20 protein-coding genes are annotated in these 22,448 nt (G+C 64.5%); 4 read left to right on the forward strand and 16 right to left on the reverse strand.

The window, feature by feature from the left end:
- The first annotated feature begins 173 nt into the window (after nt 1-173).
- On the forward strand, nt 174-1,169 hold the full coding sequence (gene miaA / locus N0K08_RS01615) for a tRNA (adenosine(37)-N6)-dimethylallyltransferase MiaA (RefSeq protein WP_261498242.1): 996 nt from the start codon (nt 174-176) through the stop codon (nt 1,167-1,169).
- Nucleotides 1,170-1,184: 15 nt separating this feature from the next.
- A complete protein-coding gene (locus N0K08_RS01620; protein WP_261498243.1) occupies nt 1,185-1,868 on the forward strand; it encodes an ABC transporter ATP-binding protein in 684 nt (227 codons plus the stop codon).
- Between the two features lie 191 nt (nt 1,869-2,059).
- Here the strand turns inward: N0K08_RS01620 and N0K08_RS01625 are convergent, their stop codons facing one another.
- The gene (locus tag N0K08_RS01625; RefSeq protein WP_261498244.1) at nt 2,060-2,488 is read right to left on the reverse strand and encodes an Hsp20/alpha crystallin family protein; all 429 of its coding nucleotides are present in this window, start codon (nt 2,486-2,488) and stop codon (nt 2,060-2,062) included.
- A gap of 197 nt (nt 2,489-2,685) precedes the next feature.
- On the opposite strand from N0K08_RS01625, the gene N0K08_RS01630 reads away from it, so the two are divergent.
- Both N0K08_RS01630 and N0K08_RS01635 read left to right on the forward strand, forming a co-directional pair.
- Nucleotides 2,686-5,256 carry an FtsX-like permease family protein gene (locus N0K08_RS01630; protein ID WP_261498245.1) on the forward strand — a complete coding sequence of 857 codons (2,571 nt, stop codon included), beginning with the start codon at nt 2,686-2,688 and terminating at the stop codon, nt 5,254-5,256.
- A 25-nt stretch (nt 5,257-5,281) separates the two neighbouring features.
- Nucleotides 5,282-6,397, forward strand: coding sequence for a lipocalin-like domain-containing protein (locus tag N0K08_RS01635; protein WP_261498246.1), 1,116 nt, complete (start codon nt 5,282-5,284; stop codon nt 6,395-6,397).
- Between the two features lie 221 nt (nt 6,398-6,618).
- Here N0K08_RS01635 and N0K08_RS01640 read toward each other — a convergent pair whose 3' ends face one another.
- The 15 genes from N0K08_RS01640 to nuoG form a co-directional block, all read right to left on the reverse strand.
- The gene (locus N0K08_RS01640; RefSeq protein WP_261498247.1) at nt 6,619-7,605 is read right to left on the reverse strand and encodes a branched-chain amino acid ABC transporter permease; all 987 of its coding nucleotides are present in this window, start codon (nt 7,603-7,605) and stop codon (nt 6,619-6,621) included.
- A 12-nt stretch (nt 7,606-7,617) separates the two neighbouring features.
- Nucleotides 7,618-8,502: a branched-chain amino acid ABC transporter permease gene (locus N0K08_RS01645; RefSeq protein WP_261498248.1), complete on the reverse strand. Its 885-nt coding sequence runs from the start codon at nt 8,500-8,502 to the stop codon at nt 7,618-7,620.
- A gap of 51 nt (nt 8,503-8,553) precedes the next feature.
- Nucleotides 8,554-9,750: an ABC transporter substrate-binding protein gene (locus N0K08_RS01650; RefSeq protein ID WP_261498249.1), complete on the reverse strand. Its 1,197-nt coding sequence runs from the start codon at nt 9,748-9,750 to the stop codon at nt 8,554-8,556.
- Between the two features lie 78 nt (nt 9,751-9,828).
- Nucleotides 9,829-10,560, reverse strand: a complete 732-nt coding sequence (locus N0K08_RS01655) for an ABC transporter ATP-binding protein (RefSeq protein WP_261498250.1) — start codon at nt 10,558-10,560, stop codon at nt 9,829-9,831.
- 1 nt (nt 10,561) lies between these two features.
- A complete protein-coding gene (locus tag N0K08_RS01660; RefSeq protein WP_261498251.1) occupies nt 10,562-11,332 on the reverse strand; it encodes an ABC transporter ATP-binding protein in 771 nt (256 codons plus the stop codon).
- A 353-nt stretch (nt 11,333-11,685) separates the two neighbouring features.
- A complete protein-coding gene (locus N0K08_RS01665; protein ID WP_261498252.1) occupies nt 11,686-12,159 on the reverse strand; it encodes a DUF1178 family protein in 474 nt (157 codons plus the stop codon).
- A gap of 29 nt (nt 12,160-12,188) precedes the next feature.
- On the reverse strand, nt 12,189-12,494 hold the full coding sequence (locus N0K08_RS01670; RefSeq protein ID WP_261498253.1) for a DUF2818 family protein: 306 nt from the start codon (nt 12,492-12,494) through the stop codon (nt 12,189-12,191).
- Nucleotides 12,495-12,647: 153 nt separating this feature from the next.
- A complete protein-coding gene (gene nuoN, locus N0K08_RS01675; protein WP_261498254.1) occupies nt 12,648-14,141 on the reverse strand; it encodes an NADH-quinone oxidoreductase subunit NuoN in 1,494 nt (497 codons plus the stop codon).
- 24 nt (nt 14,142-14,165) lie between these two features.
- Nucleotides 14,166-15,641: an NADH-quinone oxidoreductase subunit M gene (locus N0K08_RS01680; protein ID WP_261498255.1), complete on the reverse strand. Its 1,476-nt coding sequence runs from the start codon at nt 15,639-15,641 to the stop codon at nt 14,166-14,168.
- Between the two features lie 12 nt (nt 15,642-15,653).
- Nucleotides 15,654-17,684, reverse strand: coding sequence for an NADH-quinone oxidoreductase subunit L (nuoL, locus tag N0K08_RS01685; RefSeq protein ID WP_261498256.1), 2,031 nt, complete (start codon nt 17,682-17,684; stop codon nt 15,654-15,656).
- Between the two features lie 28 nt (nt 17,685-17,712).
- On the reverse strand, nt 17,713-18,021 hold the full coding sequence (nuoK, locus tag N0K08_RS01690; protein ID WP_261498257.1) for an NADH-quinone oxidoreductase subunit NuoK: 309 nt from the start codon (nt 18,019-18,021) through the stop codon (nt 17,713-17,715).
- The gene (locus N0K08_RS01695) at nt 18,018-18,692 is read right to left on the reverse strand and encodes an NADH-quinone oxidoreductase subunit J (protein ID WP_261498258.1); all 675 of its coding nucleotides are present in this window, start codon (nt 18,690-18,692) and stop codon (nt 18,018-18,020) included. Before N0K08_RS01695 ends, nuoK begins: the two co-directional genes overlap by 4 nt.
- A 31-nt stretch (nt 18,693-18,723) precedes the next feature.
- Nucleotides 18,724-19,233: an NADH-quinone oxidoreductase subunit NuoI gene (gene nuoI, locus N0K08_RS01700; RefSeq protein ID WP_261498259.1), complete on the reverse strand. Its 510-nt coding sequence runs from the start codon at nt 19,231-19,233 to the stop codon at nt 18,724-18,726.
- Nucleotides 19,234-19,245: 12 nt separating this feature from the next.
- Nucleotides 19,246-20,322: an NADH-quinone oxidoreductase subunit NuoH gene (nuoH, locus tag N0K08_RS01705; protein ID WP_261498260.1), complete on the reverse strand. Its 1,077-nt coding sequence runs from the start codon at nt 20,320-20,322 to the stop codon at nt 19,246-19,248.
- The gene (gene nuoG / locus N0K08_RS01710) at nt 20,319-22,433 is read right to left on the reverse strand and encodes an NADH-quinone oxidoreductase subunit NuoG (protein ID WP_261498261.1); all 2,115 of its coding nucleotides are present in this window, start codon (nt 22,431-22,433) and stop codon (nt 20,319-20,321) included. Before nuoG ends, nuoH begins: the two co-directional genes overlap by 4 nt.
- Nucleotides 22,434-22,448: the final 15 nt, after the last annotated feature.

Raw genomic sequence — 22,448 nt, forward strand, 5'->3', positions numbered from 1 at the left:
CCTGCCTGCGCCGGGCCGCGCCTGGGCGGCCCCCCCAAGCACGCAGACGCCCCCTCGGGGGGCAGCGAGCCACACGCCAGTGGGCGAGCGTGGGGGCATAGTTCTGCTACCCTCGCAGCCCTAAGCCCGTGCTCTGCACTGGCATGCCTCCTGTTTTTGTGACTATGAGCGACATGACCGCCCCTTCTCTTTTGCCCTGCATCGCGCTTGCCGGCCCCACTGCTTCGGGCAAGACCGCCGGTGCCATGGCCATTGCGGCCGTACTGGGCGCGCGCGGCCAGGCCGTGGAAATCATCAGCGTCGATTCGGCGCTGGTCTACCGCGGCATGGACATCGGCACGGCCAAGCCGTCTCCTGCCGAACAAGCCGCCGTCCCCCACCATCTGATTGATATCCGCGACCCGCTGCAAGCCTATAGCGCCGCCGAGTTCGTCCAGGATGCCGAGCGCCTGATCGCCGAAATCCGCGCGCGCGGTGCGCTGCCGCTGCTGGTCGGCGGCACCATGCTGTACTTCAAGGCCTTGTTCGACGGCATGGACGACATGCCCGCGGCCGACGCGGCCGTGCGTGCCCAGCTCGAAGAGCAGGCCGCAGTCATAGGCTGGCATGGCATGCATGCCGAACTGGCCAAGGTCGACCCCGTCACGGCGGCCCGGCTGGCGCCCGGCGACAGCCAGCGCATCCAGCGCGCGCTCGAAGTCTTCACGATTTCCGGCCAGCCCCTGTCGCACTTTCACACCGCCAAGGCCCGCGCGGCCGGCGCCGACACCGCGCCCATCGCCACGCTGTTCTCGCTCGAACCCAGCGAACGCAGCTGGCTGCACGCGCGCATCGCCCAGCGCTTCGACGCCATGCTGGACGCCGGCCTGGTAGCCGAAGTCACGGGCCTGCGCGCGCGCGGCGACCTGCACGCCGATCTGCCGTCCATGCGCTGCGTGGGCTACCGCCAGGTCTGGGAAGAAATGGATTGGCAGATCCGGCGCGGCACCGCGCTGAACATGCACCTGCTGCGCGAAAAAGGCATTGCTGCCACGCGCCAGCTGGCCAAGCGCCAGATCACCTGGCTGCGCAGCATGCCGCAGCGCCAGGTGATTGCCTGTGACCAGCCCGGCGCCATCACCCAACTGGTCGAGGCCGTGCTCCAGCACCTGGCTGACGCCGGCCACTGAACCCGGTCACCGCGCATGACGCCGCCGCCCCGCCTGCCAGCCATCGCCGTTGAGGGCCTGGCCAAGCACTACGCCAGCGCCAGCGTCTTCCAGGACGTCTCGTTCAGTGTGGCGCCGGGCGAACTGGTGGCCATCGTCGGCGAGTCGGGCGTGGGCAAGTCCACGCTGCTCAATTGCCTGGCCGGACTGGACAGCTGGGATGCGGGCCGCATCGTGCACGCGGGCACCGATCTGGGCGCGCTCAGCGACGACCAGCGCGCCGTCTGGCGCCGCGCCCACCTGGGTTTTGTCTTCCAGGCCTTTCATGTGCTGCCGCACCTGGATGTGGCCCAGAACGTCGGCCTGCCGCTGATGCTGCTGGGCGGCCGCCTGGATGCCGCGGCGCTGGCGCGCGTCGAGTCCATGCTCGACGCCGTGGGCCTGGGCGGGCTGGGTACGCGCCTGCCCCAGCAGCTCAGCGGCGGTCAGTTGCAGCGCGTGGCGATTGCCCGCGCGCTGGTACACCGCCCGCGCCTGCTCCTGGCGGACGAGCCCACGGGCAACCTCGATCCGGCCACGGCCACGCGGGTCATGGACCTGCTCACGGCCCAGGCGCGCGAAGCCGGCGCCGCGCTGGTGCTCGCCACCCATTCGCGCGACGCCGCCCGTCGTGCCGACCGCGTGCTGCAGTTGCGTGAGGATGGGATGCATACCCCCTGAGCCGCTTCGCGCTAGGCGCGCCCCGTCTTCCCCCTCTCATCCTTCGGTGGAGGGGGGCGCCCGGCTAGGGACGACACCATCGCTGCGGGGCGGCCCTTGCTCGGTGTCCCTGGGCTAGGGCACGCCAGTTGCAAGGGCTGCGGGTGATGCACTACATCATGGACAACTGAGCAGCGCCACCCTCACCCCCTTCACTCCACGGTCAGACGCCGGGTCTGGCTGCCCTGCTTTTTCGGCAAGGTCAGGGTCAGCACGCCGTTGTCATAGCGGGCCTTGGCCTGGCCGGAATCGATCTCCTGTGGCAGCTGGAAGCTGCGCTCCACGGCACCGTAGAAACGCTCGCTGCGCAATAGCTTGTCGTCGCGCGTCTGCTCGTCCTTTTGCACCACTTCGGCACGCAGGCTGACGACGTTGCCGTCAATCGCCACCTGGATATCTTCCTTGGCCACGCCAGGCACTTCCGCATGCACGGTGTAAGCCGTTTCGTTTTCCTTCACATCCAGCTTGATCTGGGATGGCGCAGGCAGCGGATCTCCATGCAGGGGGCGGATGTAGAAGCCAGGGTTCACCTCCTTGAAGAGCTCGTCGAACAAACCGCCGCGACCAATCAGTGCATTCATGACATTCCTCCTTCATCAGTGAAACACCACGCCTGTCAGGCCGGCGTGAACCGCCTGGTCTTGCGGGCTGCTGGCCCGCAGGGCCTACTGTTAAATTGTGGTCTCCATCGCCCATTTTTCAAGGGCTTGGATACAAATGCAGTCGCTGACTGACAATGCCCGTCCGGCCTGCCCCACACCCTTCATCTCCTTCATCCATGTTTGCCCTGCTGCGCACTTTTTCCCTGCAGGAATTGCTGCACCACCCCTGGCGCGCGGCCTGCGCCCTGCTGGCCGTGGTGCTGGGCGTGGCCTTGGGGTTTGCGGTGCATGTGATCAATGCATCGGCGCTCGACGAGTTCTCGCGCGCCGTGCGCAATGTGCAGGGCCAGCCGGACCTGGAGCTGCGCGCCATGCAGGGTGCGCTGCCCGAGCAGGCCTACGGCCTGATCGCCGGCCAGCACCGGTTCGTGGCCCAGGCCGCGCCCTGGATAGAAGCCACGGTGCAGGCACGGCACGGAGCCGACGCGCCCGTTGCGCTGCGCCTGCTCGGCGGCGATGCCTTGCAAATCGCTCCGCTCGCACCGGCGCTGATGCCGCGCCTGTTCCCCGGCCAGGACAGACTCGATCTGTTTGCACCGGCCACGGTATTTCTCAATGCCGCCGCGCTCCAGGCCCTGGGACTGAGCGAAGCCCAGGCGGCCGGCGCACAGCTGCGCTGGCAGTTGCCGCCGTCCAGCAACGCCCCGGCCGCGCGCGCCCCGGTGACTGTGCGCGTGGCGGGCACGGTCGCGGCCGGCGGGCTGCCGCTGGCGGTGATGGACATAGGCGCCGCGCAAGACCTGCTGGCGCGCTGGGGCGAGATCAGCCGCGTGGACCTGCTGCTCGCGCCCGGCGCCACGGCCGAGCAATTGCTGACTCAGCTGCGCGCCCAGCCCGGCTGGCCGCAGGGCGTGCTGGCCAGCGTGCCCGGCAATGCACAGCAGCGGGTGGCGCAAATGTCGCGCGCCTACCGCGTCAATCTCACGGTGCTGGCCCTGGTGGCCTTGTTCACCGGGGCCTTTCTGGTGTTCTCCGTGCTGTCGCTGAGCGTGGCCCAGCGCGCCCCGCAATTCGCCTTGCTGGCCGTGCTGGGGCTCACGGCCCGCCAGCGCCTGGCCCTGGTGCTGGCTGAATCGACGCTGCTGGGGCTGGTGGGCAGCCTGGGCGGCATCACCCTGGGCTGGGGCCTGGCGGCCCTGGCACTGCGCCTGCTGGGCGGCGACCTGGGTGGCGGCTATTTCGCCGGCGTGCAGCCGGCGCTGCAATGGAGCGGCGGCGCGGCGCTGGCCTTTGGCGGCCTGGGCGTGGCCGCCACGCTGGCCGGCGGCTGGTGGCCGGCGCGCGCGGCGCAGTCCTTGCCCGTGGCGGCCACGCTCAAAGGCCTGGGCAGCCACCAGGCGCCCGCGCCGCGTGCGCGCACCGCCGCCGCCTTGCTGGCCGCGAGCTTCGCCCTGGCCTGGCTGCCGCCCATCGCCGGCATCTCTCTCGCCGCCTATGTGTCGGTGGGCCTGCTGCTGCTGGGCGGCATGGCGGCGCTGCCCTGGCTGCTGGGCCGCCTGCTGCATCGCCTGCCGCCGTTTGCGCTGCGCAATCCGCTGTGGTTGCTGGCCTTTGAACGCGCGCGGCGCATGCGCGCCAGCGCCAGCGTGGCCGTGGGCGGCGTCGTGGCCAGCCTGAGCCTGGCCGTGGCCCTCACCGTCATGGTCAGCAGTTTTCGCGGCTCCATGCAGGAGTGGCTGGACACGGCCCTGCCCGCGCCCGTCTATGTGCGCACCCCAGGCGGCCCAGCCACCAGCGATGCCGGTCTGCTGGACGCAGGCTTCGTCGCCGCCGTGCGTGCCCTGCCTGGCGTGGAGCGCGCCCAGGCCCAGCGCAACGCCAGCCTGTGGCTGGACAGCAGCCGCCCCAATCTGGCCCTGCTGGTGCGGCCGCTGCAAGGCGCCCAGGCCCAGCAACTGGCCTGGCTGACGGCCCCCCTGCCCGTGCCGCCCGGCATGATCGCCGTGCACGTCAGCGAAGCCGCCGCCCAGCTCTACGGACTGCAGGCCGGCCAGCGCTGGCCCGCACTGGAGCAGGCCTTCGCCCCGGCGACCACGGGCTTCTACATCGCCGGCATCTGGCGCGACTATGTACGCCAGTTCGGCGCCGTGGCCATGGACAGCAACGACTACCAGCGCCTCACGGGCGACCGCCGCGCGTCGGAGATTGCGCTGTGGCCCGCGCCGGGCGCCGACCCGGCCGCGCTGCAGGCACGGATCCGGACCCTGGCCGGCAACACGCCCCTGGAATGGGTCAGCAGCAGCCAGTTGCGCGAGCGCTCCCTGCGTATTTTCGACCGCAGCTTTGCCGTGACCTACTGGCTGCAGGCCGTGGCCATCGCCATCGGTTTGTTCGGCATCGCCGCCAGCTTCAGCGCCCAGGTGCTGGCGCGGCGCAAGGAATTCGGCTTGCTGAGCCACCTGGGCCTGACGCGACGGCAAATCCTCTGCGTGGTGGCCGGCGAAGGCGCGGTCTGGAGCGGGTTGGGAGCGCTGGTCGGCAGCGCCCTGGGCCTGGCCGTGGCGGTGATCCTGGTGCATGTGGTCAACCCGCAAAGCTTTCACTGGACCATGGAACTGCGCCTGCCCTGGCTGCGGCTGGCGCTGCTCGCCACGGCCGTGGTGGCCGCGGGCACGCTGGCGGCCTGGCTGTCGGGGCGCGCGGCCGCCGGGCGCAATGCCGTGCTGGCGGTGAAAGAGGACTGGTAAGGCCTGGGCTACAGTGACGAACGCCATGTCCATTCTTTTTCCATCTCCCTCGCGCCGCCGCTGGCTCGCGCAGGCCGCTGCCGCAGCCGGCCTGCTGGCCTTGCCGCCCATCGCAGGGGCTCTGCCGGCGCGCACGCTGGTCTTTCCCCCCGACTTCGGCAGCCACCCGGACATGGGCACCGAGTGGTGGTACATCACCGGCCAGGTGCTGGCCCAGGGCCGGCTGCTGGGCTTTCAGCTCACCTTCTTTCGCTCGCGCGTGCCTTCCACGCAAACCCTGCGCTCGGCATTTTCCGCGCGCCAGCTGATCTTCGCCCATGCGGCGCTGACCGATGTCGCAAAACGCCGGCAGTTGCACACCCAGCGCAGCGCGCGCGCCGGCCAGGGCCTGGCCCATGCGCGGGAAGGCGACACCGATGTACAGCTGGGCGACTGGTTCCTGCGCCGCCACCCGGATGCGCCCGGCGTGGGCAATCGCTACGCGGCCCATCTCGCCGGCGAAGGCTTTGTGCTGGACCTGCAGCTGACCACCACCCAGCCTGTGCTGCTGCAAGGCCAGGCCGGCCTGTCGCGCAAAGGGCCGGAAGCCGAACAGGCGAGCTACTACTACAGCCAGCCGCAATTGGCCGTGTCGGGAGCGATCACGCTCGACGGCCGGAAACTCACGATCGACAGCAGCGCCCACAACCGCGCCTGGCTGGACCATGAAGTCAGCGATGCCTTGATGCACCCCGAAGCCCAGGGCTGGGACTGGATAGGCATGAATCTCGATGACGGCAGCGCGCTCACGGCCTTCCGCCTGCGCCGGCCCGACGCCAGCAGCCTCTGGGCCGGCGGCTCCTGGCGCACGCCCGGCCAGGCAGCGCGCATCTTCACGGCCCAGGAAGTGACATTCACGCCCCAGCGCTGGTGGACCAGCCCGTCCAGCGGCGCGCGCTATCCCGTCGAATGGCGCATCACCACGCCCGCGGGCAGCTGGCTCGTTCAGGCCCTGCTCGACGCCCAGGAACTCGACAGCCGCGCATCGACGGGCACGATCTACTGGGAAGGTTTATGCGATCTGCGCGAGGCCGATGGCGGCGCGCTGCGGGGACGCGGCTATCTGGAAATGACGGGGTATGCGCAGAGGCTGAAGCTGTGAGAGCCTGAGCCTGGAGAAGACAGCGCTCGCTCTGTCCGCAGCACCTGAAACCGGCGCTCCCCAGCAAGGGGGCAGCGAGGAAGGGCCGCCGCGCAGCGAGGCTGCCGCCCCTGGCCGGGCGCCCCTAACCGGGCGTCCCTGGCCGGGCGCCCCCCTCCACCGAAGAATGAGAGGGGGAAGCGGCGGCCCGCGTAGGGGGGCCGGCCATCCGGCGAAGCCGCTCAGGGGGTGCGTCGCTTACCCACCCAGGCAATGATCTCGCCCATGATGCCGCGGCGGAAAGCCAGCACGCAGACCACGAAGATCAGCCCGGTGACGATGGTCACCGACTCGCCCAGCGTGTTGAACCATTCGAAGCCCGTGATGCGGCCGAGGAAGGTACCGAGTTCGCCGATCTTGTTCTCGATCAGCACCACGACCGCCGAGCCGACGATGGGACCCGACAGCGTGCCCAGGCCGCCCATCAGCGTCATCAGCACGACATGGCCCGAAGTGGTCCAGTGCGCATCCGACAGCGTCGCAAAGCCCAGCACCACGGTCTTGAGCGAACCGGCCAGGCCCGTGAGCGCGGCCGACAGCACGAAGGCCAACAGCTTGAAACGCGTGGTGTCATAGCCCAGCGAAATCGCGCGCGGCTCGTTTTCCTTGATCGCCTTGAGCACCTGGCCGAACGGTGAATGCACGGTGCGCACGATCAGCAGGAATGCCGCCACCACGACGGCCAGCACCACGTAGTACATGGTCAGGTCGTTGGCCAGATCGATCAGGCCGAACAACTTGCCGCGCGGCACGCCCTGCAGGCCGTCTTCGCCGCCGGTATAGGGCACTTGCAGGCAGACGAAGAACACCATCTGGGCGAGCGCCAGCGTGATCATCGCGAAATAAATGCCCTGCCGGCGGATGGCCAGCCAGCCGAACAGCAGGCCCAGCAAGGCGCCGCCCAGCGTGCCGGCCAGCATACCCAGCTCGGGCGACAGGCCCCAGAACTTCATGCTGTAGCCGGTGATATAGGCGGCCGTGCCCAGAAAGGCCGCATGGCCGAACGACAGCAGACCGGTAAAGCCCAGCAGCAGATTGAAGGCCGCGGCAAACAGTGCGAAGCACATCAGCTTCATCACAAAGACGGGGTAGGCTCCAACAAACGGAGCAACGATCATGGCCAGCAGCAGCAGGCCGTAACCAATTTTGGCAAGGAGCTTGGTGTTCATGTACAGGGCCCCTTATTTTTCTTTGCCGAACAAGCCGGCGGGGCGAATCAGGAGAACGATGACCATGATGACGAACACCACGGTCGAAGAAGCTTCGGGATAGAACACCTTGGTCAGGCCTTCGATCACTCCCAGGCCCAGGCCGGTGAGGATGGCGCCCATGATGGAGCCCATGCCGCCGATCACCACCACGGCAAACACCACGATGATCAGGTTTTGCCCCATCAGCGGAGTGACCTGGTAGACGGGCGCCGCCAGCACGCCGGCAAACGCCGCCAGGGCCGCGCCAAAGGCATAGGTCAGTGTGATCATCACCGGCACGTTGACGCCGAAGGCTTCAACCAGGCGCGGGTTCTCGGTGCCGGCGCGCAGATAGGCACCCAGACGCGTCTTCTCGATCACGTACCAGGTCGCCAGGCACACCGTCACCGAGGCCAGCACCACCCAGGCCCGGTAGTTGGGCAGCATCATGAAGCCCAGATCGGTCGCGCCTTCGAGCAGCTCGGGCGTGTCATAGCCCAGGCCGGACACGCCGTAGACCGAGCGGAACACGCCTTCGATCAGCAGCGACAGGCCCAGGGTCAGCAGCAGACCATACAAATGGTCGAGCTGGTAGATCCAGCGCAGCAGCAACCTTTCGATCAGCACCCCCAGCAAGCCCACCACCAACGGCGCCGCCACCAGCATCACCCAGTAGTTGATGCCGAAGTAGTTCATGGCCATCCAGGTGCAGACCGCCCCCAGCATGAACAAGGCCCCATGTGCAAAATTGATGACGTTGAGCAGGCCGAAAATGACGGCCAGGCCCAAACTCAAGATTGCATAGAACGAACCGTTGACCAGCCCCAACAGGAGCTGGCTCATCAGGCCCGGCAATGAAACACCAAAAATTTCCATGGGGATACGCGGGTGGGATGAAGGGAATGCGTCGGAACGGCTAGGTGCCGCTTACTTCCAGAGGGCGCACTTGGTCTCGGCCTTGGTGGTCCAGACCTGAGCGGCCGGCAGGGTCTGCAGGACTTTCAGGTAATCCCAGGGCTTCTTGGATTCGGCAGGCGACTTGGCTTCGACCAGGTACATGTCATGCGCGTAGGTGCCGTCCGGACGGATGGAGCCCTTGGCATAGAAGTCCGACAGCGGCGTGCTCTTGAGGTAGGCCATGACCTTGTCGGCATCGGTGGTCTTGGTCGCCTGCACGGCCTTGAGGTACTGGGTCACGGCCGAGTAGTTGGCGGCCTGTACATCGGTGGGCATGCGCTTGGTCTTGGCAAAGAACTTGTTGGCGAACGCGCGCGAAGCGTCGTTCATGTCCCAGTACCAGCTGATGGTGTGCAGCAGGCCTTCAGTGTTCTTCAGACCCAGGCTGTGGATGTCGGTCAGGAAGACCAGCAGGCCCGCGGTCTTCATGGTCTTGTTGATGCCGAATTCCCGCGCCGCCTTGATGGCGTTGATGGTGTCGCCGCCGGCATTCGCCAGGCCCAGGATATGGGCCTTGGAAGACTGTGCCTGCAGCAGGAAGGACGAGAAGTCCGAGGCATTGAGCGGATGCTTGACGCTGCCCACCACCTTGCCGCCCTTGGCCTTGATCACCGTGCTGGTGTCAGCTTCCAGCGCCTGGCCGAAAGCGTAGTCGGCCGTGAGGAAGAACCAGTCCTTGCCGCCGCGGTCGACCACGGCGCCGCCCGTGCCCTTGGCCAGCGCCACGGTGTCATAGGCATAGTGGACGGTGTAGGGGTTGCACTGCTCGTTGGTCAGCGCCGACGAACCCGCGCCATTGTTGAAGTGCACGCGCTTCTTCTCGTTCGCGACCTGGGACACCGCCAGGGCCGTGCCCGAGTTGGTGCCGCTGAACATCAGCGTCACGCCCTGGGTGTCCAGCCACTCGCGTGCCTTGCTGGCGGCGATGTCGGCCTTGTTCTGGTGGTCGGCCGTGACGATCTCGATGGGCTGACCCAGCACCTTGCCGCCAAAGTCATCGATGGCCATCTGCATGGCCAGGGCGCCGTTCTTGCCGTCCACGTCGGCGTACAGACCGGACATGTCGGTGATGAAGCCGATTTTCGCTTTTTCCTGGGCCTGGGCCAGAGGGGTCACCAGACCCGCAGCAGCCAATACGCAAGCCAGTGTCGTCAAAGATGTTTTCATGGATTTTTCTCCTGGATGGATAAGGGCTAGAACGGAAAACAAGGGGCCGCTCATGGCGGACACCGATCACACGCCGGACTAGACGCCCAGCAATTCATTGAGCACGGGCATCTTGGCGCCCAGTTCGGCCGCGCCAAAGCGCTCGACGATGCGGCCGTGCTCCATGACGTAGAAACGGTCGGCCAGGGGCGCGGCGAAATGGAAGTTCTGCTCGACCATGACCACCGTGTAGCCCTTCTGGCGCAGCGCGACGATCATGCGGGCCAGCGCCTGGACGATGACCGGGGCCAGGCCTTCGGAAATTTCGTCCAGCAGCAGCAGGCGCGCGCCGGTGCGCAAAATGCGCGCCACGGCCAGCATCTGCTGCTCGCCCCCCGACAGCCGCGTGCCCTGGCTGTGACGGCGCTCGGCGAGGTTGGGAAACATCTCGTAAATCTCTTCGACCGACATGCCTTTTTCGCCAGTCTTGAGCTGGGGCGGCAGCAGCAGATTCTCTTCACAGGACAGGCTGGAGAAAATGCCGCGCTCTTCAGGGCAATAGCCCAGTCCCAGGTGGGCGATGCGGTGCGTGGGCATGGCGATGGTTTCCACGCCGTTGACCTTGACCGAGCCCTTGCGCGCTCCAGTGAGGCCCATCACGGCGCGCAGCGTCGACGTGCGGCCCGCGCCATTGCGGCCCAGCAGCGTCACCACTTCACCCGGCTGTACCGTCATGTCCACGCCATGCAGCACATGCGATTCGCCATACCAGGCCTGCAAGCCCTTGAGTTCCAGCGCGGGCTGTCCCGCGTTCGTCTTGTTGTCGGCCATCTCAGTGGGCTCCCTGGAGTTGGCCATCCGTTGTGCCCATATAAGCTTCCATCACTTTCGGATTGTTCGAGACTTCGGCATAAGGGCCCTCGGCCAGCACCGATCCGCGCTGCAGCACCGTGATGCAGTCGGCAATGCTGGAGACGACTTTCATGTTGTGCTCGACCATCAAGATGGTGCGCCCGACCGAGACCTTCTTGATCAGCTGGGTCACGCGGTCCACGTCTTCGTGGCCCATGCCCTGGGTGGGCTCGTCGAGCAGCATCAATTCGGGCTCCATGGCCAGCGTGGTCGCGATCTCGAGCGCGCGCTTGCGGCCATAAGGCAGGTTCACCGTGAGCTCGTTGGCCAGGTGCTCCAGGTTGACTTCGGCCAGCAAGGCCATCGCCCTGTCATTGAGCTGGTCCAGGCTTTTCTCGCTGCGCCAGAAGTGAAACGCCGTGCCCAGTTGGCGCTGCAGGCCCACGCGCACGTTTTCCAGCAGGGTCAGGTGGGAGAACACGGCCGAAATCTGGAACGAACGGATCACGCCGCGGCGTGCGATCTGCGACGGCTGCTCACGGGTGATGTCGACGCCGTTGAAGCGGATGCTGCCCGACGTCGGTTCAAGAAATTTCGTCAGCAAGTTGAAGCAGGTGGTTTTTCCCGCTCCATTGGGCCCGATCAGCGCATGGATGGCGCCGCGGCGGACCGACAAACTCACATCGCTGACTGCGGTAAAGCCCTTGAACTCTTTGGTCAGGTGGCTGGTCTCAAGAATGACGTCGCTCATGTGCGCTCTGGCCGCTCCGGTAGATGCTGCGAAACCACACGAATCCGGCCGATTGCCGGACCCCTTGTGGATATGCACTGGATCGTAAGCGGCGGCCGCGCTCCCTACACTGGGACAAACACGGCAGTACAAACGCCTAAGGACCGCGGCCATCTGGCGAAAAAAACTGACGCAAGGCGCAGCCAGACGCGCGTATGCGATGAGTACGCGCACACACTGAAATACCGTTTCAGAACGGAAAAAAGTTGTCGTCTGTGTCTTTTGGCGACAGTTTTACAGGCATATGGGCCTATACGCCCAGCACTGTCTGTCTTTTCATGGGCGGCACAGGCTGCGCGGCCTGCTGCAGCGTCTTACTGCAGCGTTTCCTTGGCCCCGTCGGCCAGGGCCAGGGGCAGCACGCTGATGCCCTCTTCGAGCAAGGCAACGGCCTCCTTGGCGCTGGCCTGCCCGCGAATGCCGCGGGGCTCGACTTCGCCGTGGTGCATGCGCCGGGCTTCATCGGCAAAGCGCGGTCCCACGTCTTCGGTATTGGCGATGAGTTTGCGGGACATTTGCAACCAGGCGGCCTGCATGGCCTGGCGTGCGTCCGCTTCAAGCGGTGCGCCCGCAGGCGCAAAGGCGGCCTGCTCGGCCACGGGGCCGGTGGCGGGGGCCTGGGCCCCGAGATTCAGGCGCGGCGCGCTCAGGCGCTTGTCGATGACGGTATCGCCGCACAGTGGGCACTGAACCAGCGCGCGCGCTTTCTGGGACTGGAAATCTTCCTCGGAAGCGAACCAGCCTTCAAACACGTGTCCGAATTGGCAACCAAGATCAAGTACCTTCATGGTCAATCACTGGAGCGGCCCCATGGACCTCAATGGCGCCGGCGGACCAGATAGCGGTAGACAAAGCCGGGAAAGCCCAGCGTGAGAAACAGTGTAGCGGTGATCGCGTAAAACTCCCAGCCTTGGGGAGCAATCTGACCAACGCGGCGCTCGAGCAGCAAGGCCAGGCCACCGACCAGGAAATACAGCAGCAGCATTTCCAGCAAGCGCATGGGCAGCGGCTTGCGCCCGGCAGCCACCGGTCCGACGATGAACCAACGGTGATTGATGAAAGGCAAATTGGCGGCCACCAGGGCCGCCAAGATCACCAGCCAGATAGATGCTGTCTGTGTCACCGAAATTACCTTCTCAACAAATCACATGTCTATAAACAAGCATGCCCCAACAAAGGGGCAGCGAGAAAGGGCCGCCCCGCACCGAGGCTGCCGTCCCCCTCCACCGCAGGATGAGAGGGGGAAGCCGCGTTAGCGGCTCAGGGGGTGGTGACGTCAGGAAGCCAGTGCCCGCACGATGGCGTCAGCGCACAGCGACATCAGACCGCCGGGCAGCAGGCCCAGAACCAGCACCAGGGCGCCGTTGACGGTCAGCACCACGCGCACATCCAGAGGTGCGGACACGCTGGTGGCCGTGATTGGCGCATCAAAGTACATGACCTTGACCACGCGCAGGTAGTAGAAAGCACCGATCAGCGACATCACCACCGCGAACACGGCCAGGGCAATGTAGGCCGACTCGCCCGAAGCGATCAGCGCCTGCAGCACGGACAGCTTGGCGTAGAAGCCCACCAAGGGAGGGATACCGGCCATGGAGAACATGCAGATCGCCATCACGCCTGCGTACAGCGGGCTGCGCTGGTTCAGGCCGGACAGGTCCGAGATCTCTTCGCTTTCGAAGCCTTCACGCGCCAGCAGCAGCACCACACCGAAGGTGGCCAGCGTGGTCAGCACGTAGGTGATCACGTAGAACATCGCCGAGCTGTAGGCGTTTTCCACCGTGGCCGGATCGACGTGGCCGTTGACCACACCCGACAGCAGGCCCAGCAGCACAAAGCCCATTTGCGAGATGGTCGAGTAAGCCAGCATGCGCTTGAGGTTGCTCTGGCCGATGGCCGCGAGGTTACCTATCAGCAACGAGCCTATGGCCAGCAACGCGAGCATCTGCTGCCAATCGATCGCCAGCGGCAGCAGTCCGTCGACCAGCAGGCGGATCGTGATCGCGAACGCAGCCAGCTTGGGCGCGCCACCGATCAACAGCGTGATGGCCGTGGGAGCGCCCTGGTAGACGTCGGGAATCCACATGTGGAAAGGAACGACACCCAGCTTGAACGCCAGGCCGGCGACCACGAACACCAGACCGAAGACCAGCACCTGATGGCGGATTTCGCCCGAGTTGATGGCCTTGAAGACCTGGCCGATGTCCAGCGAACCGGTCGCGCCGTAGAGCATGGACATGCCGTACAGCAGGAAGCCGCTGGCCATCGCGCCGAGCACGAAGTACTTCATCGCAGCTTCCACGGCCGCTTCGTTGTCGCGGCGCAGTGCGACCAGCGCATAGCTCGACAGCGTCAGCAGTTCCAGACCGAGGTACAGGACCAGGAAGTTGTTGCCGGAAATCATGATGAACATGCCCAGCAGAGCCAGCATGGACAGCGTGAACAGTTCACCACCGCGCAGCATGTCGCGGTCCGCGGCATAGGGTCGGCCGTAGACCAGGGTCACCATCAAGGCCACCGTGGCGAAGCACTTGAGCCAGTTGCCCATGGAGTCGCTGACCACCATGTTGCCCCAGCCATAGAAGGTGTTGCCGCTCGAGGCATACATGCCTTGCAGCACGGCCACCACCGCCAGGGTCAGCATGGTGAGCACATAGGTTGCGGTACGGCGCGGGCTGTTGACGCCCAGGTCGACCAGGGCGATCACGCATGCCATGACCAGGAGCAATATCTCCGGGTAGATCGCAAGCCAGCTGATGTTGTCAATCATCTCGAGTCTCTCAGTTCAGTCTGGTCAGGGAAGCTTGGACAGGGCGACCTGCTTCAGCAGCTGGGCCACGGAAACGTCCATCACATCCGTGAAGGGCTTGGGGTACACGCCCATGTAGAGCACTGCCGCTGCGAGCACCGCCAGCACGAGGAACTCGCGGGCATTGATGTCGCTCAGGCCGCGCACATTGTCGTTGGCAACCGGGCCCAGGTAGACCCGCTTGTACATCCACAGGGTGTAGCTCGCGCCGAAGATCAGCGCCGTGGCAGTGCCCAGGCCGACCCAGAAGTTGAACTTCACGGCCGCCAGGATCACCATCCACTCGCCGACGAAACCGGCCGTGGCGGGCAGACCGCAATTGGCCATCGCGAAGAACAGCGCAAAGGCGGCGAACTTGGGCATGGTGTTCACCACGCCGCCGTAGGCAGCGATTTCACGCGAATGCACGCGGTCGTACAGCACGCCGATGGACAGGAACATCGCGCCCGAGACAAAGCCGTGGGCAATCATCTGCACCAGACCGCCGGACATGCCCAGGTCGTTGAAGATGAAGAAACCCAGGGTCACGAAGCCCATGTGCGCCACGGACGAATAAGCCACCAGCTTCTTCATGTCCTTTTGCACCAGCGCCACCAATGCCACGTAGATCACGGCGATCAGCGACAGCGCGATGATCAGCCAGGCCCATTCACGTGCTGCATCGGGAGCGATGGGCATGGAAAAGCGCAGGAAACCGTAGGCGCCGAGCTTGAGCATGATCGCCGCCAGCACGGCCGAACCGCCGGTAGGCGCTTCGACGTGCACGTCGGGCAGCCAGGTGTGCACCGGGAACATGGGCACCTTCACGGCGAAAGCCGCGAAGAAGGCGAAGAACAGCAGGGTCTGGGCCGAGCCCGACAGGGGCAGCGCATACCAGGCTTGCAGATCGAAGCTGCCACCCGACTGGATGTACAGGTAGATCAGCGCGATCAGCATGAGCAGCGAGCCCATCAAGGTGTACAGGAAGAACTTGAACGCTGCGTAGATCTTGTTCGGGCCGCCCCAGATACCGATGATCAGATACATCGGGATCAGCGTGGCTTCGAAGAACACGTAGAACAGCATGCCGTCCAGCGCGCAGAACACGCCGATCATCAGTCCCGACAGGATCAGGAACGCGGCCATGTACTGGTTCACGCGCTCGGTGATCGACTCCCAGGAAGCGATCACCACGATCACCGTGATGAAAGCCGTCAGCGGCACGAACCAGAACGACAGACCGTCCAGGCCGAGGTGGTAGTTGACGTTGAAACGCTCAATCCACATCGACTTTTCAACAAACTGCGCAGCCGCAGTGCTGTTGTCAAACCCCTGGAACAGCGGCAGCGTTACCGCCAGGCCGGCCAGGGCACCCACCAGCGCCAACCAGCGAACGGCACGTGCGTGCTCGTCGCGGCCCAGGGCCAGCAGCAGGACACCGAATACGATCGGGGTCCAGATGGCAAGACTCAACAAACCCATTTTTGTTCTTCCTTACTTGTTGAGCCACACGAAGTAGGTCATGAGCAGGAAGATGCCCAGGATCATGACCAATGCGTAGTGGTAGATATAGCCGGTCTGCAGGGCACGCGCCCAGGCAGCGATACGGGCAACGACTTTCCAGGAACCGTTGACCACCGCGCCATCGATGATGGCCTGGTCGCCGACTTTCCACAGCAACGAGCCCAGGCAGCGCGTACCGCGTGCCAGCACGTTCTCGTTGAACCAGTCGAGGTAGTACTTGTTTTCCAGCAAGGTGTAGATCGGCTGGCAGATGCGCTTGATCGCCGTCGGCAGTGCCGGGTTGACCATGTACATGTAGTAGGACAGTGCCACACCGGAGACAGCCAGCCAGAACGGTGCGGTCTGCAGGCCGTGAATGGCCATGGCCAGCGCGCCGTGGAACTCTTCGCCCAGAGCGGCCATCGCGCCGTGCTTGGTGGCGTCAACAGCGATCACGCCCTTGAAGAAGTCACCGAACAGCATGGGGTCGATGGTGTAGAAACCGACCAGCACCGAAGGAATGGCCAGCAGCACCAGCGGCACGGTCACAACCCAGGGCGACTCATGCGGCTTGTCGTCATGGCCGTGGCCATGGTCGTCATGCACGTGGTGGTCGTCGTGGTGCGCGTCCGGGTTCTGGTCGTAACGTTCCTTGCCGTGGAAGACCAGGAAGTACATGCGGAACGAGTAGAAGGCGGTCACGAACACACCGGCGAGCACGGCGAAGTGCGCGAAACCAGCGGCCGGCAGGCGGCTGAAGTGCACGGCTTCGATGATCATGTCCTTGGAGTAGAAACCCGAGAACAGGGGCGTGCCGATCAAGGCCAGCGAACCCAGCAGCGAAGTGATCCAGGTGATGGGCATGTACTTGCGCACGCCGCCCATCCAGCGGATGTCCTGGTTGTGGTGCAGACCCATGATGACCGAGCCGGCGCCAAGGAACAGCAAAGCCTTGAAGAACGCGTGGGTCATCAGGTGGAACACGGCCACCGAGTAGGCCGAAGCGCCCAGCGCCACGGTCATGTAGCCCAGCTGCGACAGCGTCGAGTACGCCACCACACGCTTGATGTCGTTCTGGATGATGCCCAGGAAGCCCATGAACAGCGCCGTGATGGCACCGATGATCAGGATGAAGTTCAGCGCCGTGTCCGACAGCTCGAACAGGGGCGACATGCGCGACACCATGAAGATGCCGGCCGTGACCATGGTCGCAGCGTGGATCAGTGCCGAAATAGGCGTGGGGCCTTCCATGGAGTCAGGCAGCCAGACGTGCAGTGGGAACTGCGCCGACTTGCCCATCGCACCGATGAACAGGCAGATGCAGATCACGGTGATCAGCATCCAGTCCGTACCGGGGAAGCTCAGGGCGCCGAGTTCCTGCGACTTGGCAAAGATCTCGGTGTAGTTCAGCGTGCCGGCGTAGGCGCCGATCAGGCCGATGCCCAGGATGAAGCCGAAGTCACCGATACGGTTGACCAGGAAGGCCTTCATGTTGGCGAAGACCGCGGTCGGCTTGTTGTACCAGAAGCCGATCAGCAAGTAGGACACCAGGCCCACGGCTTCCCAGCCGAAGAACAGCTGCAGCAGGTTGTTGCTCATCACCAGCATCAGCATGGAGAAGGTGAACAACGAGATGTAGGCGAAGAAACGGTTGTAGCCGTCGTCGTCCTTCATGTAGCCCATGGTGTAGATGTGCACCATCAGCGACACGAAGGTCACGACCACCATCATCATGGCGGTGATGCTGTCGACCATGAAGCCGACTTCCATCTTCAGGCCGCCGACCTGCATCCAGGTGTAGAGCGTCTGATTGAAGCTGGCGCCGTCCATGGCCACGCTCTTGAGCGTGAACGCGGAGATGACGAAAGCGATGAACACGCCGAGGATGGTCAGCGTATGGCTGGCTGCGCGGCCGATGCGGTTGCCGCCGAAGGCCGTGCCGAACAGGCCGGCGAGCACAGAGCCCACCAGCGGTGCCATGGGCACGGCCAGCAGGGTGGATGCGGAAAGGGTTTGACTCATTCTGGAGAACCTTGCAAGTTGCGGCCGCTCAACCCTTGAGGGTGTTGAGGTCTTCCGCGTTGATGCTGGACTTGTTACGGAACAGCAACACCAAGATGGCCAGGCCAATCGCCGATTCCGCAGCCGCCACGGTCATGATGAAGAACACGAACACCTGGCCGTGCATGTCACCCAGGTAATGGGAGAAGGCCACGAAGTTCATGTTCACGGCCAGCAGCATCAGCTCGATGGCCATGAGCAGAACGATGAGGTTTCTGCGGTTCAGAAAAATGCCGATGACAGCGATGGCGAACAGCATCGCCCCCAGTGTCAGGAAATGCCCGAGTGTGAGCGTCATGCCTTTGTCTCCTGCGCAGCTGCGTCGCCTGCGCCCTCTTGTACCTGCGACTGGCGGGTGACCGCCATCTTCACCAGTTGCACGCGGTCTTGAGCCCGCACGCGCACCTGCTCGGAAGGATTGATCGCCTTGCTGTCCTTGCGCTTGCGCAGGGTCAGGGCAATGGCGGCAATCATCGCCACCAGCAGAATCGTGGCTGCGATTTCAATCGGATACAGGTATTCGGTGTACAGCAGGCGGCCCAGCTCCTTGGTGTTGGAGTAGGGCTCGATCTGACCGGCCGCGTTGAGCACGGTGGTCGCAATCGCCTTGGGTTCGTCAACGCTGCTGAAGCCGCCCATGAGCACCATGCCCATTTCGAACACGATCAGCGCGCCGATGAAGGCAGCCAGCGGGAAATGCTTCCAGAATCCCTGGCGCAGTGCATCGATGCGGATGTCCAGCATCATCACCACGAACAGGAACAGCACCATCACCGCGCCCAGGTAGACCAGGATCAGCGCGATGGCCAGGAACTCCGCCTTGAGCAGCAGCCAGATGGCCGCGGCCTGGGAGAAGGCCAGGATCAGGTTGAGCACGGCATGCACGGGATTGCGGGCCGTGACGACGCGGAATGCTGCGACCAGCAGCACCACCGCGAACAGATAGAAAAAAGCAGTTTTGGCGTCCATGAATCAAATCTTCTTGGGTGATGGCGCCGCTTCAGCGGTACTTGGCATCGGCTGCGCGAGCAGCAGCGATGTCGGCTTCGTAGCGGTCACCAACGGCCAGCAACATGTCCTTGGTGAAGTACAGGTCGCCACGTTTTTCGCCGTGGTATTCAAAGATATGCGTTTCCACGATCGAATCGACCGGGCAGCTTTCTTCGCAGAAGCCGCAGAAGATGCACTTGGTCAGGTCGATGTCGTAGCGGCTGGTGCGGCGCGAACCGTCATCCCGCACTTCCGATTCGATGGTGATCGCCAGCGCGGGGCACACGGCCTCGCACAGCTTGCACGCAATGCAACGTTCCTCGCCGTTGTCGTAACGGCGCAGCGCATGCAGGCCGCGAAAACGCGGTGACTGGGGCGTTTTTTCCTCGGGAAACTCCACCGTCACCTTGCGGCGAAAAGTGTAGCGTCCCGTGAGGGCCATGCCCTTGACCAGCTCCCAGAGCATGAAGCTCTTGAAGAAATCCTTGATTGAGAAAGATGTAGCAGCAACAGCAGCCATTTGTGTCCCCGCTTATTTCCAGATATTCCATGGCGAGTGCAACCATGCACCCACGATGACCAGCCACACCAAGGTGACCGGGATAAAAATCTTCCAGCCCAGACGCATGATCTGGTCGTAACGGAAGCGCGGGAAGGTGGCGCGAATCCAGATGAACATCGACACAACGCAGAAGGTCTTGATTGCCAGCCAGATCCAGCCGGGAATGAAGGACAACGCGTCGACAGGAGGCAACCAGCCGCCCAGGAACATCAGCACGGCCAGAATCGACACCAGCCACATGCTGGCGTATTCGGCCAGGAAGAAGACCGCAAAGCCCATGCCCGAGTACTCGACCATGTGGCCGGCCACGATTTCGGCTTCGCCTTCGACCACGTCGAACGGATGGCGGTTGACTTCGGCCACGCCGGAGATCAGGTAGACCAGGAAAATCGGGAACAGCGGCAGCCAGTTCCAGGACAACAGGCCCACGCCCATGCCCGCCGCCATGCCCTGCCCTTGGCTCAGCACGATGGAAGTCAGGTTCATGCTGCCCGAGACCATGATCACCACCAGGAAGCAGAAGCCCATGGCGATTTCATAGCTGACCATCTGCGCGGAAGCGCGCAGCGCACCCAGGAAGGCGTACTTGGAGTTCGAAGCCCAGCCGGCGATGATCACGCCGTAGACTTCGATGGACATGATCGCCATCATCAGCAGCAGGCCGGCGTTGACGTTGGCCAGTGCGACATCGGGACCGAAAGGAATCACCACCCAGGCCGCGAGGGCCGGCATGATGGCCATCACTGGACCGAGGAAGAACAAGCCCTTGCTGGCGGCCGTCGGCTGGATGATTTCCTTGGTCAACAGCTTGATGCCGTCGGCCAGGGGTTGCAGCAGACCGAAGGGGCCCACGCGGTTGGGACCGTAGCGCACCTGCATGAAGCCCAGCAGCTTGCGCTCCCACAGCGTCAGGTAAGCCACGGCGCCCATCAGCGGCGCCACGATGCAGACGATCTTCAGCAGAATCCAGAGCACCGGCCAGACCGCAGCGGCCCACCAGCTGGCGGACACCAGGCCCAGGCCGCCGTTGTAGATGGCGTCGATCATGCGGCACCTCCGTCACGGGCCAGACGGGCGTCTGCCGTCAATTGCAGGGAAGCTGCGCGGCGCACCAGGCCGTCGAGCTGGTAAATGCTGGCCACGACCGGCTCGGCCATGGCATCGCGAGACACCGCCAGGGGCGCCAGCGCTGCATTGTTCAAAATGTCTGCAGGCACCTGCTCCGCTCCTTGCACGATTTGCGCCAGCACTTCCTGGGACGTCTCGTAGGCCATGCCAGGCACGCCCATGAGATTGGCCAGTACGCGCAGTACTTTCCAGGCCGGACGGGTTTCGCCCAGCGGACGCACCACGGCGTGGAAGCTCTGGATCAGGCCTTCGGCATTGACGAAAGTACCCGAGGTTTCCGAGAACGGGGCGATGGGCAGCAGCACGTCGCTGATGTCCATGTTGGCCTTGAACGGGCTCAACGTGACCACCATTTGCGCACCCGCCAGGCCCTTGGCACCGGCGGCCGCGTCGAACACGGGTTCGGTGTTGATCAGCAGCGCAGCCTTGAGGCCGCCAGCGGCCAGCATCTGGCCTGCATTCAAGCCATCCGCTTGCGGCTGGGCCTTGACCCATTGCGCGCCCACGGTGTTGGCGGCTTCGGTCAGGTAACCGACGCTGGCACCGGTCTGCGCGCCAATCCACTGTGCCAGGGCCAGCAGGCTGGACGCACGGGCATGGTGGGCGGCGGCATTGCCGAGCAGAATCGCCTTGCGTTCGCCGGACAACAGGGCCTTGGCAATCGCCTCGGCCTGTGCATTCGACGCGGCCGGCAGCACCGGTGCGTCAATGCCCTTCTCCTGGGCCACGGCGGCGGCCACATCGGCCAGCGCCTGTTCCCAGTCGGCGGCGTGCACCACGGACTGGGCGACGGGCATGGCCCAGTCGTATTCCCGGCCGTTGATGGCGTGCAGCTTGCCGCCCGTGCGGACTGCTTCGCGGATACGCAGTGCGAACAGCGGATGGTCCTTGCGCAGGTTGGAACCCACGATCAGAGCCGACTGCAGCTTCGACAGCGAAGCGATGGTCGTGCCCAGCCACTGCACGCCGGCAGCGGGTGCGAACTCGGCGTGGCGCAGACGATGGTCGATGCTGTCGCTGCCCAGGCCGCGCAGCAGTGCGCCGGCCAGGTGCAGCTCTTCCAGCGTGCTGTGCGGGCTGACCAGCGCACCGACGGCGTTCGCGCCATGGTCCTGCTTGATCTGCTGCAAGCCGTTGGCCACGTATTCCAGGGCCGTCTGCCAGTCGACTTCCTTCCACTCGCCACCCTGCTTGAGCATGGGACGGGTCAGGCGGTCGGCGCTGTTGAGGGCTTCGTAGGAGAAACGGTCGCGGTCGGCGATCCAGCACTCGTTGACGGCATCGTTCTCGAAAGGAACAACGCGCATCACCTTGTGGTTCTTGACCTGAACAATCAGGTTGGCACCGGTCGAATCGTGCGGGCTGACCGACTTGCGGCGCGACAGCTCCCAGGTACGGGCGCTGTAGCGGAAAGGCTTGCTGGTCAACGCGCCCACGGGGCAGATGTCGATCATGTTGCCCGACAGCTCGGAATCCACCGTGTCGCCAGCGACCGTGGTGATTTCAGCGTGCTCGCCGCGGTGCAGCATGCCCAGTTCCATCACGCCGGCCACTTCCTGGCCAAAGCGCACGCAACGGGTGCAATGGATGCAGCGCGTCATTTCCTGCATGGAAATCAGCGGGCCGACATCCTTGACGGGCACGACGCGCTTTTCTTCCTCGTAGCGCGAGGAGCTGCTGCCGTAGCCTACGGCCAGGTCCTGCAGCTGGCATTCGCCGCCCTGATCACAGATCGGGCAGTCCAGCGGGTGGTTGATGAGCAAAAACTCCATCACCGACTGCTGGGCCTTGATGGCCTTTTCGCTCTTGGTGCGCACGATCATGCCCTGCGTCACCGGCGTGGCGCAGGCGGGCATGGGCTTGGGAGCCTTTTCCACGTCAACCAGGCACATGCGGCAGTTGGCCGCAATGGAAAGCTTCTTGTGGTAACAGAAGTGAGGGATGTAGGTACCGGCCTTTTCAGCGGCATGCATGACCATGCTGCCCTCGGTAATCTCTACCTTCTGACCGTCCAGTTCAATTTCAACCATATGCTTGTCTCGCGA

Origin of the sequence: Acidovorax bellezanensis (genome assembly GCF_025421555.1) — a bacterium.
Classification (GTDB): domain Bacteria; phylum Pseudomonadota; class Gammaproteobacteria; order Burkholderiales; family Burkholderiaceae_C; genus Comamonas; species Comamonas bellezanensis.